Source organism: Mesorhizobium erdmanii USDA 3471, from assembly GCF_000472705.1.
GTDB lineage: Bacteria > Pseudomonadota > Alphaproteobacteria > Rhizobiales > Rhizobiaceae > Mesorhizobium > Mesorhizobium erdmanii.
The window spans coordinates 1-14,844 of record NZ_AXAE01000005.1 but is presented as its reverse complement, the minus strand read 5'-3'; the positions used below and the strand labels follow the sequence as shown (position 1 = coordinate 14,844).

Sequence of the window (14,844 nt, the reverse complement as noted above, 5' to 3'; positions counted from 1 at the left end):
GACACCCGGCAGAGTGCGTGCGGCCATAATATCACGACGCGGAACGGCAGCGAACCGCCGCTGACCTCAGCCGCGCAGATGCCGGGTCCGGCTGTCGACGGCGACCGGCAGGTTGCGCGTGCCAGGCGGAATGGCGGCAAAACTTATGGCCACAGGCGGCGCCTTGAGCGACCAGCTGAAAAGAACAGTCTTGACCGGGATGTCATGCAGCCATGCCTGCAGCCCCGACGGCACGTCACGGCCTGGCCAAACCATCAGCATGCCGTGGTCACGCAATCGCTGTCTTGTGATCCAGGGCGCGAACCGCATATCGAGGTCAGTGAAGATCGACGGCTTGTCATAGGCATTGAGGCCAGCAAGCATGGCCAGATCCGGATCCCCGCCAACGATGTCGAGCCGACCGGGCGATGCCGAATGCCAGACGGCTTCAGCCTCATCCGAGATCGGTCGCGCAGGCCAGCAGACTGGCTCCATGTGCCCCCACAAATTGCAGTTCGTCCAACGCATTGCCGCATAGGCTCCGGACGTGCCGACAATGCAGATCAGCGCGCAAATCGCCAGCCTTCGCATTTCGCGGGTGCCAAGCCGATGGCCCACGAGGGCGAGAACCACGACACCGACAAGATTGTACATCGGCGCGCCCCAGGCTTCGCCGGTACCGGTGAACGGCGAAGCCACCATGATTAGGATCGCTGGTCCAAGCCCCATCCACGCGAGATAGACGAGCGTACCGTGTTCGACAGGCTTATCCGGCGCTGGTGAGCGGCGCAGCAATCCAGATATCGCCAACACCAAAAGAAAGCCGGAAAGGCCAGCCAGCTGAACGCCGATATAATAAAGGCGCGCGCGGTGCTCCATCACCCATTGGTCGCGGTCGGCAAAATAGGTCAGCGGTAGAAAATCCATACGGTAAAGATGGATGGCCAGCGGCGCGGCAACCGCGAAAAAAACGGCTAGACCGAGCCAGGGCCAGGGCGTCGCTAGCCGGCTGCGTGCACGCGCATTGGACAAGAGCCAGAGAGCGCCGAAGGCAAGCAGCAGGCCGGTGGAGAACTTGGCGTAGAGCCCGACGCCCGACACCAGTCCGAGCGCCAGCCACCAGCCCGGCCCGCCGCCGCGGCCGGCGCGCCAAAGCAGCCAGCAAATGGCTGCCCAGAACGGCATCTGCGCATAGTCGTGATTGAACTGCGGCGTCGGCCAGCCGAAAAAATAGATCGACGGCATCAAAAGCACCGCGGCCAACGCGCGGCTTCGCCCCAACATGTCGCGGCCCAGCAGATAGACCAGAACGAAGGTCGAAGAAATCGTCAGTTGGGCGAGCAGATATTGCGGCCAGCGAAACGATCCCGTGAGAAGATGGCTGGTCTCAAGCAGCCAGCCGGGAAGCTGCGGATGCTTATAAGTCAAAAGCACCCATTCGCGACCCCACATAAAGCCTTCGACGACATCGCGAGGCGGAGCTGCGTCGACCAGCGCGGGCACCATCGTCCAGCAGACGATCTGCACCAGGCACAAAAGCGCCAGCAGGTACCAGGGACGACGGATGAGACCGGGCCAGATCGATGCACGGTCGATGCCCGCGATAGGCAAGCTGGTCGGCAGCCAACCATCAATGGAGTCGTCAATTCCCGTCATGCGGCGCTTAAATCACACCGACAGGTTTTCCGAATAGTGCCGATATCGAAGCTTACGAAAATGTATACTTCCACCGCCATCGCAAGACCAAGATTGGGCGGGAATTTCGGCGCTCCGTTGCCCTTCCCCGGCAGAACAGCCCGTACATCTGATCCAATCTGCACATCCCGGATATTCGATGCGTCACCCCCATGCCGTCATCCACCACCGCGCGCTCGACTTCTGGCTGGCGCGCGCGGCTGTCCTCGTCATCATCTGTCTGCAACTCCTGGTGATCAACGATCTCTCGTTCGGCCCTCGCTGGCTGGCGCCGGCGCTGGAGGCTGCCCTGCTCGTGCCTCTGTCCGTCGCCACCGCCTGGACACAGGTCGCCACCCAGAAGGCGGTCGAGGAAGAGCACTGGTGGCTGGTCGGCCGGTTTCGCGTCATGATCCGCAGGACGGCGCTGGTGATGACCGGCGTCGTCAGCGTCATGAACTGCGGTTCGTTGGTGTTCCTGGTGCGCGCCCTGCTGGCGGGCCATGCCGGCTCCAGCGGCGAGACGCTTCTGATCGACGCGCTCAACATCTGGGTCACCAATGTCATCGTCTTTGCCTTGTGGTTCTGGAGCACAGATCGCGGCGGGCCGCCGACCTGCGGCCTCGTCAACCGAGCCCATTCCGACTTCCTCTTCCCGCAAATGACCTTGAACGACCGCGAGATTCGCGACTGGCTGCCTGGCTTCGTCGACTATTTCTTCCTCGCCTTCACCAACGCGACTGCGTTCTCGCCAACCGACACCTTGCCGCTCTCCCAGCGCGCCAAGCTTTTGATGATGGCCGAAGCAATGATCTCGCTGCTGACGATCGCACTGGTCGCGGCCCGCGCCGTCAACATCCTCGCCTAGGCCCAGAAACGCAAATAGCCCGCCCCGGCGAACGGGCGGGCTATTGGATTGTCTGCGCATGTCCCGAAGCCGAGCCCGGCATGGCGGATCCACTGCCCTCAATCCGCGCCGAGGTCGCGTTCGAAGATCACCTGGTCGCGCAGCGGAATGCCGTTCACGGCCAAGCCTTCGGGGTAACCGGTCGATGGCCCGAACGCGTCGTGCACGATACGGCACATGCGAAACCCCTGTCGCTGGTAAAATCGCAGATTGCCGATATCGGCCGTTGCGGTCGAGACGATCAGGCGCCGGCCGCCGCGCTCGCGGCAGCGGGTGATTGCCGCCGCGACAAGGGCACGCCCCAAGCCCTCGCTCTGCCTCGCCGGACGGACCGCAAGGCTCTTGAGTTCGAAGACACCGCCCTCGCCCGTCTCGATGACCTGCACATGGCCGACGATCCTGTTGCCGTCGCGCGCGACCAGCACCTCGCCCTTGTTGATATAGGAGGAGATTTGCGTGGGGGAATCGTCCGCCAGGGCAAACAGCGGCTGTAAAGCCTTGCGGTCCCCGTCATATCGTTCAATCTGCATCCGTATGCCTGGGCTGGATCGACGCCACCGCGTGTCCGGCGGCCCTGCACCGGGATATAGCAGTGGCCGGTCGGGAGCCACAAACGCAAAAAAAGCCCGCCCCGGCGTGAGCCGAGGCGGGCTTTGGTTCGATCGAGCGGTCAGGTACGGATTTCCCAGACCCCTGGACAAGGCCTATTCCTCAGTACTTGGCCTGAACCTGCGCACGATCACCTCGAACAGGATGTCGGAGATCCACATGGCGCATACGCCGATGAGAAACGCCGCCGCCAGCGTGGTGGTGTCGTCATTGGCAAGGGGCAAGCCCGTGGCGCGGGAATACTGGACCATGGGCAGCGTCAGATAGGCAGCGGCGAGCGCGCCGCAAATCGGCGACGCCACCATTTCGCGCAGCTTGTAGCGGTGCCGCGACAGGGCGCGCAGCACACCGCCGGCCAGACCGGCGACAACGACCGGCCCCTTGATGCCGAGCAGGTCGAAGAGATCGTGCATCATTTCATTGCCCTCGCGACAAGGGAGCCGAAAACCGATCCGGCGCCGAAAATGACCAGTCCACCGGGCAGCATGGCCGGGTCCAGCGGAAATGCGACGACGGTCATGGCTTCCATCCGCACAGTTTTTCGCCCTTGCGGTTATGCGCCAGCAGCGCCTTGACCTCGGCGTCCGACAGCGCATCGACCGCGGTCGCCGACAGGCGCAGCGGGCTGGACACTGCGCAGAACCCGCCCTTGACGGTCGTGCAGCCGACGGTCGCGGCCAGGACGGACACCAGCATCAATCCCTTGCCCATGATTTGAGCTCCTTTCGCGCGTTGGCGCCCGGCAGCGCGCCGATGTCGTTCTGGATCTGGTCGGCGATGTCGTGCGCCGCGGCTTCGGCGGCGGCCAGCCGGGCACGTTCGCTGCGCTCGCCGGCAAGCCGTTGGCGAACGCCCCAGCCGAGCGCGGCGACAATGGCCGCTCCGATGCCGAGAAGGGTCGGGTTGCCAAGCAGGAATGTGAGAAGCGCGCTCATCGGTTTGGCTCATCCTTGACCAGATAGCCGATGGCAAAGACGGCGATAGGCAGGAGCGTCGCCCATGCCTCGGCGTCGTACCAGGAGGGCCATACGTTGCGCACGAAGACGCCGGAGACCGACATGGCCGCGGCGGCGATGGTCGCGGCAGTCAGCTTGTTGGTCGGGAGGATGGTCGGTTGGGTGATGGTGGCCATGGTCAGAAGATCCCTTGCAGGGCGACGGCGATGTGATGCCAGGCGGCATAGGCGATGAGCAGGACGGCGGCGACGATCCCGCCTGCCTTGGCGGCAGCCGGCACACCGGAACCGACAGGTGCCGGCCACGCCGGCTCGGTCGCGGGCGCGTTTCCGGTGGGTGTTTCGACCGAGGGCGGCGTCGGGACTGGCCGAGGCACTGGTTTGGCGGGCTGCACGGGCGCGGACACTGTCGCCGGGGCCGACATCAGCAGGGCATCTGCCCGCACCGATCGGACGCGATCGGACCAGCCGCGCCCGAATGTCGCCCAAGTCGGCAATCGCTTGAGAAACGCCAACCGCGCATCGCAAAGCTGGTCGACGACGACGCCGGCCGGTCTTGCCCTGACCGCCGCCAGCGTCGCCGGACCGACGCGCCCGTCCTGCGAGACGCCGACGCTTGCCTGCAGGTATTTGGCCGCCCTGCCCGGCCCGCTGTTCACAGCGAAATCGAAAACGGCATAGTCGACGCCATCGGGCAGTTCGGCGCCGGCCACGGCGTCCCAATAGAAGCGCCGGTAGACGGTCGCGACCTGGTCATCGCCGATCTTGCGCAGATCGGCCTTGCTGGCATCGGCCTTCACATAGCGCCGAAAGTTCGCCAGCGTCACGCCCTTCATAGTGGCGCCGCCAGTGTCGGCCGGATTGTCCGACCAGCCGCCCTCGGATTTCAAGACAAGCGCAAGCACCCGCGCGAAATTGCGGTCCATGGGGTGTTCCTTCTAGGGTGATCGGCTAGTGGTCGGCCGCGAGCGGGAGGGTTGCCAGTGGAAGATGACGAGCGCACCCAAGCCATGGTCGGACCTACGGCGGGGATTGCGCGACGAGGTCGCCGCCGCGGCTGGCGAGATCCATACCTTCGATCGCGGCTTGCTGACGCTGGTGGACGGCCTTGGGAAGTGAAGATGAGCGGCAAGGCCAACGATGCCGACATCGTGCGCAACGCGCTACGGCTGCCCAGCTAGGCGTCGATTGTCGAGACGGGGCCTCGCCGGTGACTTTGGCGCAGCGGTACTTGGTGCCGCCGGCCGGCAGGACCGCATTGCGGGCTACGATTGAGGCGACGGCCAAATGACGTTAAAGCTGGACGATGGATAATCCGAGTTCATTTCAACAGATCGTTAGCCTGGGGCCAAACTGCCGTCCGAAATATCATATCCAGCGCTACTACGGGAAACACACAGCCAAGCGCGGCGTTTTCGACTGGCAGATCACGTCAGGCGACGCGCTGATCCTCTATCTCGAGTCCGACTTTAGGGGGATGTTCGAACGCGAGGATCTGACGATCACCGATAAGGGCATTGTCGTGAATAGGCGTGTCGGAACGATGCATCATCACGAATTCCCCTCCGAACATATTGATGAAACAGTCCTTGATTTGCACTACGCGACCGCAAGGCAAAACCACGACACATGGTGCGCAACGACCAGATCATTTTTGACCAACCGAGCATCAACATTGTTTGTGTTTGCCAATGAAGCGGCGGCGGAAACCAAATCCGCGATTGCAGAATACTTGAATACTAGGGCACCTGCTAAAATTTATGCATTGATCGAAGCGCCAGAAGACGTTCTCGCTGACGATTGGCGTGGCACGGAAACAATATGGGAGCAGCTCTTCTCTCCGTATCGGATTAAGCCGACCTATTCGGCGAGGGCGGCTTATCGGCTCCACCGGTTCAAAGAGAAATTGCGTAGGTATACGCGTCGGTTCTCCGACGGTGTGGAGGCTTAAGGCTCCGTTGTGCCGATCCGGCTGGCGCTGAGGAAGGATGCGTCGACCTGCTCGGACGAGAATCCGAGCTTGGCGAAGCCTGCCAGCATCATTGGCTCGGTGCGCACGAACGAACTGCTGTATTCAAAAGAGTCCTGCACAAGGCCTTCCTGCGCCGAGATCCAAGCCTTGACTGGATCAACGAGCCCCGAAATTCGAAGCTGCATGCGAAACTGCCGGGCAAATACACGATCGGGAACCGGGATGTTGGCCAGCTCATGAACAAACTTCGGCAACCCGCTCACCAATTGTACAGATGTATCGACCGCGCACCGACCCTCCGGTATCGGATCGGCGGAGAGAACTTGAACAAGGCAATGGCCGTCCTCGTCGAGCCATCCCTCGGTCGCGGGTGAAACGCATCGATCAGCGTCCAAGCTCACCCATCCGCCTTCGACACGGCGCGGATGATCGCGCCATCTTTCATCAGAACTAACACGGCTTTTCTCCCTATCGCATTGCCATCAGGATCAGCAGCTGCCCGGAGCCCGCATTAGCGGGATTTGCGGTGATGCTTCGCGCAGTCTGGGCAGAAGCGAACACGTCACCTGCCCCGCTGAAGCACGCCACGCTCTCGGGCTGGACATCGAATTTCTCAGTGAGGTTCGACCAGACGATGTTGTCCGAGGTTGATCCATTGTAAGCAAGGCCGCCAATCCACCCATTTGCCGGACAGTTGATCGTCGCGACCATCGGATCTGACGCATTGGTGTTGGCGTCGGCTGGTGTGGTCGAACTGGCCAGATTGGCGAGCGGGAACACGCAAGCCGCTGCGCGCACGCACGTAACACTCGACGTCACAACCACATTGCCCGTAGCTCCGCGCGGCGCGGCATAGAAGGCAAGCAAAGTGGTACCGGCGAGTTGCGCGTAGAGCTGCGTGCAAGGCAGGCCGCCCATAGTCATGCTTGCTATGTCTGGCGTCGACGCGCTGCGGAGCATCACACCGATGATTGGATACGTATCGAAGGCCACGTTGGCGCTGATAGACGTGAACGTAAACGATGTCCCGTCTGTGGTGATGATCTGGTTGAGGACCGCGCCCTGGTTAACGGCTGCCGGAACCGCCGGGGCCACAATGGGAAATGGAAAGCTCATTGCAGTGCCTGCACGTGAAGATGGGTGCCTCCCTGCCCTTTCGAGATGAACAGTCGAAACTTGCTCGCGTTGGTCGTTGTGAAAGCATCGCCAGTAATCTTGGTGAATCCCGAAATTGTGATAGCGCCGGCCGAAGCGCCGTTCGTGTAATCGATCACCATGGAATAGGAGCCCGAAGCCGAGGGGGCGGCCAGGGTATGAGCACCGTTGTTGGTCGCAGAACGAAAGTTGCCGCCAGCCGGCGAAGGCGTATAGGCACCGCTCGACTTCACGCCATCCGAAACATCGATTCCGAAATATCCTGCGGTCAAAGTCGTGTCCGCATCCTTGCGCACCATCGACGCGACGATTTCCGACAAGGTATCAAATGCCGCCGACACGCCACCCAGCACGACATCGATCGCAGCCTTTACGAATCCCGTCGTCGCCACTTGCGTCGTGTTCGTCCCAGGCGCGGCTGTCGGCGCGGCTGGTGTGCCTGTAAACGTAGGGCTGGCCTTAGGCGCCAGACTGGACACTGCGACGCCGCTGTCCTTGGCGATCTTGCCCGTAGTCCCGTTGAACGTGGCGATGTTGTCAGCAACCGCGGAGGCCGGGCCGGCAATCAGATCAGTCGCCTTGATGCCGCTATCCTTACCCATCTTCCCCGTTGTTCCGGCAAAGGTCACGATATTGTCGGCCACCGAAGAAGCCGGCCCGGTGAAATCACCCGCCCCCAGCCCATCCGCCCCCTTGTCGCCGGCCCGGTCAAACATCAGCCAGATACCACTTGCCGCCGTCGGCAAAGAGCCGGCGCCGCTGACATAGGCGAGCGTCAGCTTGCGGTAGCCGCTGCCGTCCACCACCGCGCCGGTGACGTTGTAAACATAGGAGACGGCGGCGGAAGCCTTTGAGCGCAGCGTCAGCTGGCCCTTGATCGTGTTGGTGCTGTCGTCGAACGTGTCGAGAATGCCGGTTACCGCAACACCGCCGGCGTCGAGATTATCGACATAGGCAGCGCTGGCCGAGGCAGCGGTGGCGTTGTTCAGCCGCAAGGTGCCGCTGCCGGGATCGGCATCGATGGTCGTCGTCGAAAACGTGTAGCTCAGCGCCGTCACCGAATTTGCCGCCGCCGTGGCCGATGCCGCGGCATTGGTGGCGGCGGTTGCGGCGTTGGTCGCCGAGGTCGACGCCGCCGTGGCCGAGCCCGAGGCCGCACTCGCCGAGCCGGCCGCCGCCGTGGCCGAATTGCCGGCATTGGTGGCGCTGGTCGCGGCGCCCGAGGCGGAGCCGGACGCGGCACTTGCCGAGGTACCTGCATTGGTGGCCGACGTTGCCGCCGTCGACGCCGAGCTGGAAGCCGCCGCGGCTGATCCGGATGCGGCAGTGGCCGATGTCGCGGCATTGGTCGCGCTCACCGACGCGGCAGTGGCCGATCCGGCGGCGGCGGAAGCGCTGCCGGCCGCGGCCGTCGCAGCTGCTTGCGCATCGCCCAACGTGTCTTCGGACAGGTAAAGCGAGAGCGTGATGTTGTCGGTGCCGACCACCGGCCCGTCGGTCTGGAATGAATAGACCATGCCGGCACTTATCCCGCCTGCCTGAATGGGGACTGTCGTCCCCTTCTGCATGGCGCGCGAGGTACGAGCGTCGGCAGCGCGGAACCACTGGCCCTCGCTTGCCGAATAGATGCCGTTCTGGCGCGCATCGGTCTGGGCTTTCACCAGGACGCGATCACCGACTTCGAGCTGTATGGTGTCGATCACCTGCAGCCCGTAGAGGACCTTGTCCGCCGAGGTCGCCACGCGGCAGGGTTCGCGTTCGCCGGTCAACAGGCGAACGGCGGCAGTTGCAGGTCGGGCCATAAGGCTTGCTCCATGAAAAAAGCCTCGCGAAAGCGAGGCTTGAAAGGAATTTGGGATCAGTGCGTTGGCTGGCTAGCCTCAGCCTATTTGATATGCCTGCGCAGGTCGCGTGGCCGCTTACGCTTCGCGGACGCCATGGAGTTGTCTCCAACGAAGCGCTCACGCGCCGACCGGTATATACTCAGAATAGACAGTGAAACTGGCATCTTGTTTGCCGCATTCGCAGCAATCATTCGTCTTCGGGAATTGCGCTGAGAGCGCAACATTAGGGCGCGACTGATAAAACGCACCGTTACCGTAGTTCTGGTAACTTCTTCTTTTCAATCAATGGATGGATCTCATCATCGTATCACAATTTCTAGTTGCACGCAAGATTCACTCACCTTTGATGTTAATTGGTGTTCCCGGAGGTAAGTCTCTTGCCTTAGCGATGAGTTGGCCAACAATATGCCAATAGACCTCCAAATCTGTGAGCTCCAAATTCTCACTTTCATCTTTCCCGCCCAGGAAGAGCGGAACGTTGTAGCCGATGCATTGGTCATAGGTTGGGGCGGCACCGCCACTCCCACGCCACGCCTTATAGAAATTTGAAGCCAACGCCGCATCCTCGTAATCCTGCAACTCAACTTCATGGAAAGTCTGGACATTGGCCGGTATTTGAAGCGCTTGACCCGTACCAGGTTCGAACATCACGACGCCGGGCTCGCCTTCCTCGGTTGTTTTAGTATCGACCGCGAATGTTCTTCCCAGCCAGTCGTATCCAAAACTGGTAATTCGTCCCGCAAATGCGGGGAATCCCCGCGTGATTCTGTCACTCCAAGCAGGCAAATCCTTAGCCCCGACAATGCGGTAGAGACCGTGGTTGAACGAGACGCCGCCAAAACTGGAAAGCAGTTCATTCAGGCTTGGCACGCCCGTGTCGACTACGGACAACCTCAGGTTTACGATCAGTATCCGCGAAAAAACTCTGTCGAAATTTTGAAAGCACTACCGATCTCCGATCGTTACCTTGTTAATCCTCGTCCCGTGAGGCAGATGTTTTGTTTGATGGTATATTTGGGGTCCCAAGCTTTTCCTCCATTTATAAGACCGAAGGTATTGATGGGATTCCATCAGAGCTGCATCAATATCATCCCCCGAGTCAGGATCGTCGGCAGCCAGCGGCAAACGACTAACTTTATTGAGGTCTGGTGTAACTGCGTTCACGATGTTTCCCCAATATTGATTTTTTTCTGGCGCCATCGTCTCCTAGCCCAGCGCTGAAAATCCCCAGCTTCCTTGTGATGCCGTCCGAAATTACTTTCGAAGTAACGGAAGAACGTTGTCATTGAGGAATCTGAGGCGTCCACCCAGCATTTCGGCGTACTCAGGAGTAGCCGGGACATTGACAGGGATAATATTATCGACGGGCTTTCCCTCCCGGGCGGCTTCGACCCATTCTTCCATAGCACCAATATAGCCATCTAACGCAAGATAGGGCGTCTTTCCATAATCGCAGTCTATATAGGCCGAAGGCACATCACCAACAATTACCCATACCCAATATGGCACGTCCGGCTTGGCTGGCATAAAATTAAAGAGAAATATGTAAATGACGCCGTCGAGGCGATATCCGAGATATTCTCCACGGATAGCTGAAACCCAGCTATGAGACTCCAGATACGTACGGGCCCGACGCCGGGCATCCTTGAATTCGACACTGCCTCGTAGATTGCCAGGTGCCAACAGCCTAACCTTACTCAGATCAGGGCTGGCGTCTTCGACATCTTTTATCACGGCTTTGGTTTCCTTCTACCCTTGCCCAAGGCGCCCCACCTCTTGTAATCGCCCCGTTCCATGTGATGTTTAACGTGATCGGCTTGACTGAGAGGTTCCAAGTTCCACACATCATCTGTCCCGCCTTCAGATCGAGGACGCTTGTGATGAACGTGCATGTTGCGGCCCGTGTCAGGGTCTATAGGCCAATCGAGATTGTATTCCACTTCCCATTTCTTACGAAGAGACTTGGAGCGGCCTCCGAGCCAGCCTGGCAACTCGTCGTGAATCGCCGTTGACTTTTCCTTGAAGAACTGAGTGCCGGCTCCCCACAGCGCGCCGGAAGCCATACCGCTGCCGATCGGCTCATCACGACCGGTCGCTTCGACGCCGCCATAAGCCGCACCCTCGACGCCCATAAGACCTGCGCGAGCAAGGATGCCGGACAAGCCCTCCATCGTAGCTGTGCCGAACCGGCCTGTGAGCGTGATGCCCGCATTTCCAAGGCCGCTGCCGCTCACATATGCGCCAAGCATCTCCGCAGCGGTCCCTGCGGACCCAGCCCGGTCTCTCGCATCCTGTGTCCCGGCACGTTGAACGGCGAGTTCGTCCTCGTAACTGCTGCCCTGGGCCAGCGAATTCATGGTGGCAGCGAATTTGTCGGCGTACCCAAATGTCGCTCCGTCCGCCATCAGGCGGACGGTGTCATTGAGCGCTACGAGCGCCTTCAGGGGCGCGGGCAAGACATCGAAGGCGGCCAGATTTCGGTTGACACGTTCCTCCGCGGATACAGGAATTGCGCTGTTCGCAATGCTTCGCGCTATGCGAGACAGGTTCTCGTCGCTCAGTTGCAGCGCCATGGCTGCCAGAACACCTCGATCGGACGTGCCCGCGAACAAATCCTCCAGCACGTCATCCCGCTCGCGTTGCGGGATCTTCTCGTCGTTCAACGTGTCGACGATGCTCTTGACGACAGATGGCGGCAGCGGCTGGACTTGCTTGATTCCAAGCTGCAGCTGCACCGCGACCGAGCGGGCGATTGCTTTTTGGTATGCAGCCGGGTCGTAGCTGTCCTCGGTCGATACCGCATTCCAGTTTGCATCCCCCGTCGGGTCGATTTTGCGAACAAAGTCGGCGGGAGCGGCGGCACGGGCTTGCAAAACCTGCCTGGCGGCGGCCGCTGTTGTGTCAAACTCTGCCTGATCCTGCTCCGGAGTGGCGCTGCCCGGCTTGGGCTTGGCAGCGAGCACTTTTGCCTCGATGGCATCTTTCGGCATCCTGACCATGTCGAATGCCTGGTGGCCGACCTTGAACGTCCGTTCGAGATCCAGAGATTGTTTACCGCCCTCCTCCACGCCATAGACTGCGGCGAAGTCTGCATCATCCGGTCTCCTACCGGAGTAGGAGCCGGTGTACATGAGGGCATCCGGCGCATTCTGATGAGCGAGTTGGACATCGGTGCGCGCATCGAAGAGCTGCGCCGTCATCGCGACCTGGGCCTTCTGGCCGAGAACCTGCAGATCGTTCTGCGGCAGGTCGGCAATCCATGGAGCTGCCGCCAGGACGGCGGTTCTGTCGGCCGCTGGTGCCGGTGCTCTGGAGCCGGCATTCAAAGGAGCCGTCGCCGTGCTATCCGAAGCGCTGGCCGTCTCGTTCTCGCCACTCGCACCGGCTTCTTGCCGGCCACCCACTGGCTCAGCTGTATCGTCCTTCGTCCGACCCTGCGCCGCACCCAGCATCTCGGCGGCCCGCTTCGGGTCCTTGGCAATCATCGCCTGCGCCAGCGCCTTGGCCGTGTTGGTGCGCCAGGCGGCTTCCGCCGCTTGCCTGATGAGCGGATTGCCGATCTTGCCGATCAGGTCGGATCCGCTCTGCCGGATCGCCTCGAAGTTCGCGGTATCGTCCGGATCGCTGTTTGCGATGGCGCTGGTCGACATGGTGTCGACCTTGGTCCACTCGGCCAGCTCATAGTCGTCGCGCTGCGCCTTCTGCCGCTGCGCCAAGCGCCGTGTGCCAACCGCGCGAATCGGTTCCTTCTGTCTGGCGAAGTTGGCGCGCTGGCTTTCGGGCATGGTCGGCAAGAACTTGTCGAACAGCATGTCGAACAGCCCGGTCTTGACCACCCGGCCGCTGAGCGGGTCGACCTGGCCGTACATCGTCTCATGCAGGCCGGCGCCATCGGCCGGCGCGTTCGCCGCCACCTCGTCTTCCGCTTGCGCGATCTGCCCGTTGAACTGGCGGCGCTTCAGCTCGGCGTCGAAGGCCTCCTGCTGATCCCTCATCTGCTGGTAGCGCTCGGCGACAGCGGAAAGGTGATCGCCCAGCCCTTGCATGGCGCCGCCGATCGGCGATCCCCGCGGATATTGCGGCGCGTTGCCGGTATCGAGCCGGCGCTGGGCAAGCTGGAGAGGAATGGTCGCCATTTAATTGTTCCCTGCCCAGGGTGCGCGGATCGACGAGCTGCCGAAGATCACGGACCGCGCAGGCATCGTGGTTGTTGTCGTGCCCGTCGTCGGGCCGTAGATTTTGGAGAGGCCGCCAACGAGCGAATTGCCTGCGTTGAAGATCGACGCCGTCACCGCCTGCTTGCCGGAAAAGCGCGAGATGGCGGCCTGGGTGTTGAGACCGTTCTGGCGCAACTGCGATCCGTACTGGATCGCCTTGATGTCGAGTTGGCCCTGCCTGGCGTTTGCCGCCAGCACCTCGGTCGGCGAGCCGGCAATACCGGCGCCGGAGGCGCCGGCCTGGGCACGCGCCTGAGCCTGCAGCAGGTCCTGCTTGTGGCGCTCCTGGCCCTGCTCGAAGGCGGCGCTTTGCGCCTCGGCCCGCGCCTGCTGCTCGTAGGCTTTGGCCTGATAGTCGGCCATCTGCTTCTGCTGCTGGCCTTCGACCAACGCGCCGCCGACCGAAAGAACCGTGCCGATAAGGGCAAGTGTACACATGGCTCAGCCTCGTTCGCTAAAGGAGGTGCTTGCGGGAATGAATTTGCTTTTGACGCCGTCCACGGGCGCGCCGAGCGGCGGGCGCGGGTCGAGCGCGCCGCCGGGGCTGAGGAAGGACAAAAGCAGCTTGTCGGCCTGCAGCGCCGGCCGGCTGAGCCGGGCGGGCGCGGCGGCCCGCAGACCGGCCATGGCGGCGCGGCGCGTGGCGGTCAGGTTCACCTTCAGCTCGCTGACGCCGGCGGCGTCGAACAGACCGTTGGCGGTGGCGATGCCACGGGCGAGCGCATCGGCCTCGAACAATTCCTGGCGCAGCTGCTCGACCAGCCGATGGACGCCGCGCCAGCGCCCGCCAAGCATTGCCGCCCTGGCTTTGATCTCCTCGCCAAGGGCTGCGATGTCGGCGCGGGCTTCGCCCCGCGCAAGCTCCGCGCGGCGCTTGCCGGCGGCGTCGATGGTTTTTTCGAGCAGCGCGATCTCGTCGTTGCAGTCGTCCAGCGCGGCACGCGCGGCGGCGAGGTCGCCGTCGCCAAAGACCGCGCGGTCCTCGGCTTGCGCCAGGGCGCTTTTGCGAGCGAGCGCGTCGTTGAGGTCGGTGTCGAGCAAGGCGATGACGGCCGCGAATTCGGCAGCCGTCCGCGCCCTGCCGAGGGTTTCGGCATGGGGGGATGTCATTGTGGGTTGTCCTTGTGAGGAGTGTGATCTCCCCCCTCGAGGGGGAGATGTCGCCGAAGGCGACAGAGGGGGTCGGTTCGACTGGGCGCCAACCTTCTTCGGCGGCAGGAGGTCGCGTCCCGTCGAACCGACCCCCTCTGGCCTGCCGGCCATCTCCCCCCGAGGGGCAGGGGAATCGCATATGGCGATTTTGCGCTTGAAGTTGGTGTGAGAAGGGATTCTTTGGGAAGGCAGTCCACTGAGGAGTGACTGCCATTTCCAGCCTTGAGAGCTATTTCGGCTCGGTTCCTGATCCGCGTGCTGCCAACGCCACGCACCGGCTCGGTGATCTGATCGTGATGATGATCGCGGCGAGCCTGTGCGGCGCGACCAATGCGACGGAGTTCTCGCTGTTCGCGCAAGAGCGCAAGCAAGCGCTGTCG

At 62.0% G+C, this 14,844-nt stretch carries 19 protein-coding genes; 4 read left to right on the top strand and 15 right to left on the bottom strand.

The window, feature by feature from the left end:
- Nucleotides 1-66: 66 nt before the first annotated feature.
- Nucleotides 67-1,635: a glycosyltransferase family 39 protein gene (locus A3AU_RS0100095; RefSeq protein WP_027050943.1), complete on the bottom strand. Its 1,569-nt coding sequence runs from the start codon at nucleotides 1,633-1,635 to the stop codon at nucleotides 67-69.
- Nucleotides 1,636-1,813: 178 nt separating this feature from the next.
- On the opposite strand from A3AU_RS0100095, the gene A3AU_RS0100090 reads away from it, so the two are divergent.
- Nucleotides 1,814-2,521, top strand: coding sequence for a hypothetical protein (locus tag A3AU_RS0100090; protein WP_027050942.1), 708 nt, complete (start codon nucleotides 1,814-1,816; stop codon nucleotides 2,519-2,521).
- 98 nt (nucleotides 2,522-2,619) lie between these two features.
- On the opposite strand, the gene A3AU_RS0100085 is transcribed toward A3AU_RS0100090, so the two are convergent.
- From A3AU_RS0100085 to A3AU_RS01000000134790, 6 genes are all read right to left on the bottom strand, one after another.
- Complete coding sequence (locus A3AU_RS0100085) at nucleotides 2,620-3,090, bottom strand: GNAT family N-acetyltransferase (protein ID WP_027050941.1); 471 nt, start codon at nucleotides 3,088-3,090, stop codon at nucleotides 2,620-2,622.
- Nucleotides 3,091-3,264: 174 nt separating this feature from the next.
- The gene (locus tag A3AU_RS0100080) at nucleotides 3,265-3,582 is read right to left on the bottom strand and encodes a hypothetical protein (RefSeq protein ID WP_027050940.1); all 318 of its coding nucleotides are present in this window, start codon (nucleotides 3,580-3,582) and stop codon (nucleotides 3,265-3,267) included.
- A 103-nt stretch (nucleotides 3,583-3,685) separates the two neighbouring features.
- The gene (locus A3AU_RS0100070; protein ID WP_027050939.1) at nucleotides 3,686-3,880 is read right to left on the bottom strand and encodes a hypothetical protein; all 195 of its coding nucleotides are present in this window, start codon (nucleotides 3,878-3,880) and stop codon (nucleotides 3,686-3,688) included.
- A complete protein-coding gene (locus A3AU_RS0100065; RefSeq protein ID WP_027050938.1) occupies nucleotides 3,865-4,104 on the bottom strand; it encodes a hypothetical protein in 240 nt (79 codons plus the stop codon). The genes A3AU_RS0100070 and A3AU_RS0100065 overlap by 16 nt, the downstream gene beginning before the upstream one ends.
- Nucleotides 4,101-4,301, bottom strand: a complete 201-nt coding sequence (locus tag A3AU_RS0100060) for a hypothetical protein (RefSeq protein ID WP_027050937.1) — start codon at nucleotides 4,299-4,301, stop codon at nucleotides 4,101-4,103. The genes A3AU_RS0100065 and A3AU_RS0100060 overlap by 4 nt, the downstream gene beginning before the upstream one ends.
- 2 nt (nucleotides 4,302-4,303) lie before the next feature.
- Nucleotides 4,304-5,050, bottom strand: a complete 747-nt coding sequence (locus A3AU_RS01000000134790; protein WP_081709399.1) for a glycoside hydrolase family 108 protein — start codon at nucleotides 5,048-5,050, stop codon at nucleotides 4,304-4,306.
- 64 nt (nucleotides 5,051-5,114) lie between these two features.
- Between A3AU_RS01000000134790 and A3AU_RS1000000140695 the strand changes: the two genes are divergently transcribed.
- Complete coding sequence (locus A3AU_RS1000000140695; protein WP_272481078.1) at nucleotides 5,115-5,243, top strand: hypothetical protein; 129 nt, start codon at nucleotides 5,115-5,117, stop codon at nucleotides 5,241-5,243.
- 187 nt (nucleotides 5,244-5,430) lie between these two features.
- Nucleotides 5,431-6,075, top strand: a complete 645-nt coding sequence (locus A3AU_RS0100045; protein ID WP_027050936.1) for a DUF1796 family putative cysteine peptidase — start codon at nucleotides 5,431-5,433, stop codon at nucleotides 6,073-6,075.
- On the opposite strand, the gene A3AU_RS1000000140230 is transcribed toward A3AU_RS0100045, so the two are convergent.
- The 8 genes from A3AU_RS1000000140230 to A3AU_RS0100010 all read right to left on the bottom strand — a co-directional run bounded on the left by A3AU_RS1000000140230 (nucleotide 6,072) and on the right by A3AU_RS0100010 (nucleotide 14,422).
- Complete coding sequence (locus A3AU_RS1000000140230; protein WP_245235392.1) at nucleotides 6,072-6,491, bottom strand: hypothetical protein; 420 nt, start codon at nucleotides 6,489-6,491, stop codon at nucleotides 6,072-6,074. The two genes, A3AU_RS0100045 and A3AU_RS1000000140230, sit on opposite strands and share 4 nt — an antisense overlap.
- 73 nt (nucleotides 6,492-6,564) lie before the next feature.
- Nucleotides 6,565-7,212, bottom strand: coding sequence for a hypothetical protein (locus A3AU_RS0100035; protein WP_027050935.1), 648 nt, complete (start codon nucleotides 7,210-7,212; stop codon nucleotides 6,565-6,567).
- Nucleotides 7,209-9,053, bottom strand: coding sequence for a hypothetical protein (locus tag A3AU_RS1000000137185; RefSeq protein ID WP_027050934.1), 1,845 nt, complete (start codon nucleotides 9,051-9,053; stop codon nucleotides 7,209-7,211). Before A3AU_RS1000000137185 ends, A3AU_RS0100035 begins: the two co-directional genes overlap by 4 nt.
- 375 nt (nucleotides 9,054-9,428) lie before the next feature.
- On the bottom strand, nucleotides 9,429-9,965 hold the full coding sequence (locus tag A3AU_RS0100025; protein WP_245235391.1) for a T6SS immunity protein Tdi1 domain-containing protein: 537 nt from the start codon (nucleotides 9,963-9,965) through the stop codon (nucleotides 9,429-9,431).
- Nucleotides 9,966-10,349: 384 nt separating this feature from the next.
- The gene (locus tag A3AU_RS1000000137460; RefSeq protein WP_245235390.1) at nucleotides 10,350-10,829 is read right to left on the bottom strand and encodes a hypothetical protein; all 480 of its coding nucleotides are present in this window, start codon (nucleotides 10,827-10,829) and stop codon (nucleotides 10,350-10,352) included.
- Nucleotides 10,826-13,231, bottom strand: a complete 2,406-nt coding sequence (locus tag A3AU_RS1000000139460; protein WP_161633484.1) for an HNH endonuclease signature motif containing protein — start codon at nucleotides 13,229-13,231, stop codon at nucleotides 10,826-10,828. The genes A3AU_RS1000000137460 and A3AU_RS1000000139460 overlap by 4 nt, the downstream gene beginning before the upstream one ends.
- Complete coding sequence (locus A3AU_RS0100015; RefSeq protein WP_027050932.1) at nucleotides 13,232-13,750, bottom strand: hypothetical protein; 519 nt, start codon at nucleotides 13,748-13,750, stop codon at nucleotides 13,232-13,234.
- 3 nt (nucleotides 13,751-13,753) lie between these two features.
- Nucleotides 13,754-14,422, bottom strand: a complete 669-nt coding sequence (locus A3AU_RS0100010) for a hypothetical protein (RefSeq protein WP_027050931.1) — start codon at nucleotides 14,420-14,422, stop codon at nucleotides 13,754-13,756.
- 245 nt (nucleotides 14,423-14,667) lie between these two features.
- On the opposite strand from A3AU_RS0100010, the gene A3AU_RS1000000137455 reads away from it, so the two are divergent.
- Nucleotides 14,668-14,844: transposase family protein (locus A3AU_RS1000000137455; protein ID WP_245235398.1), on the top strand; the 177-nt coding region annotated here is incomplete at its 3' end.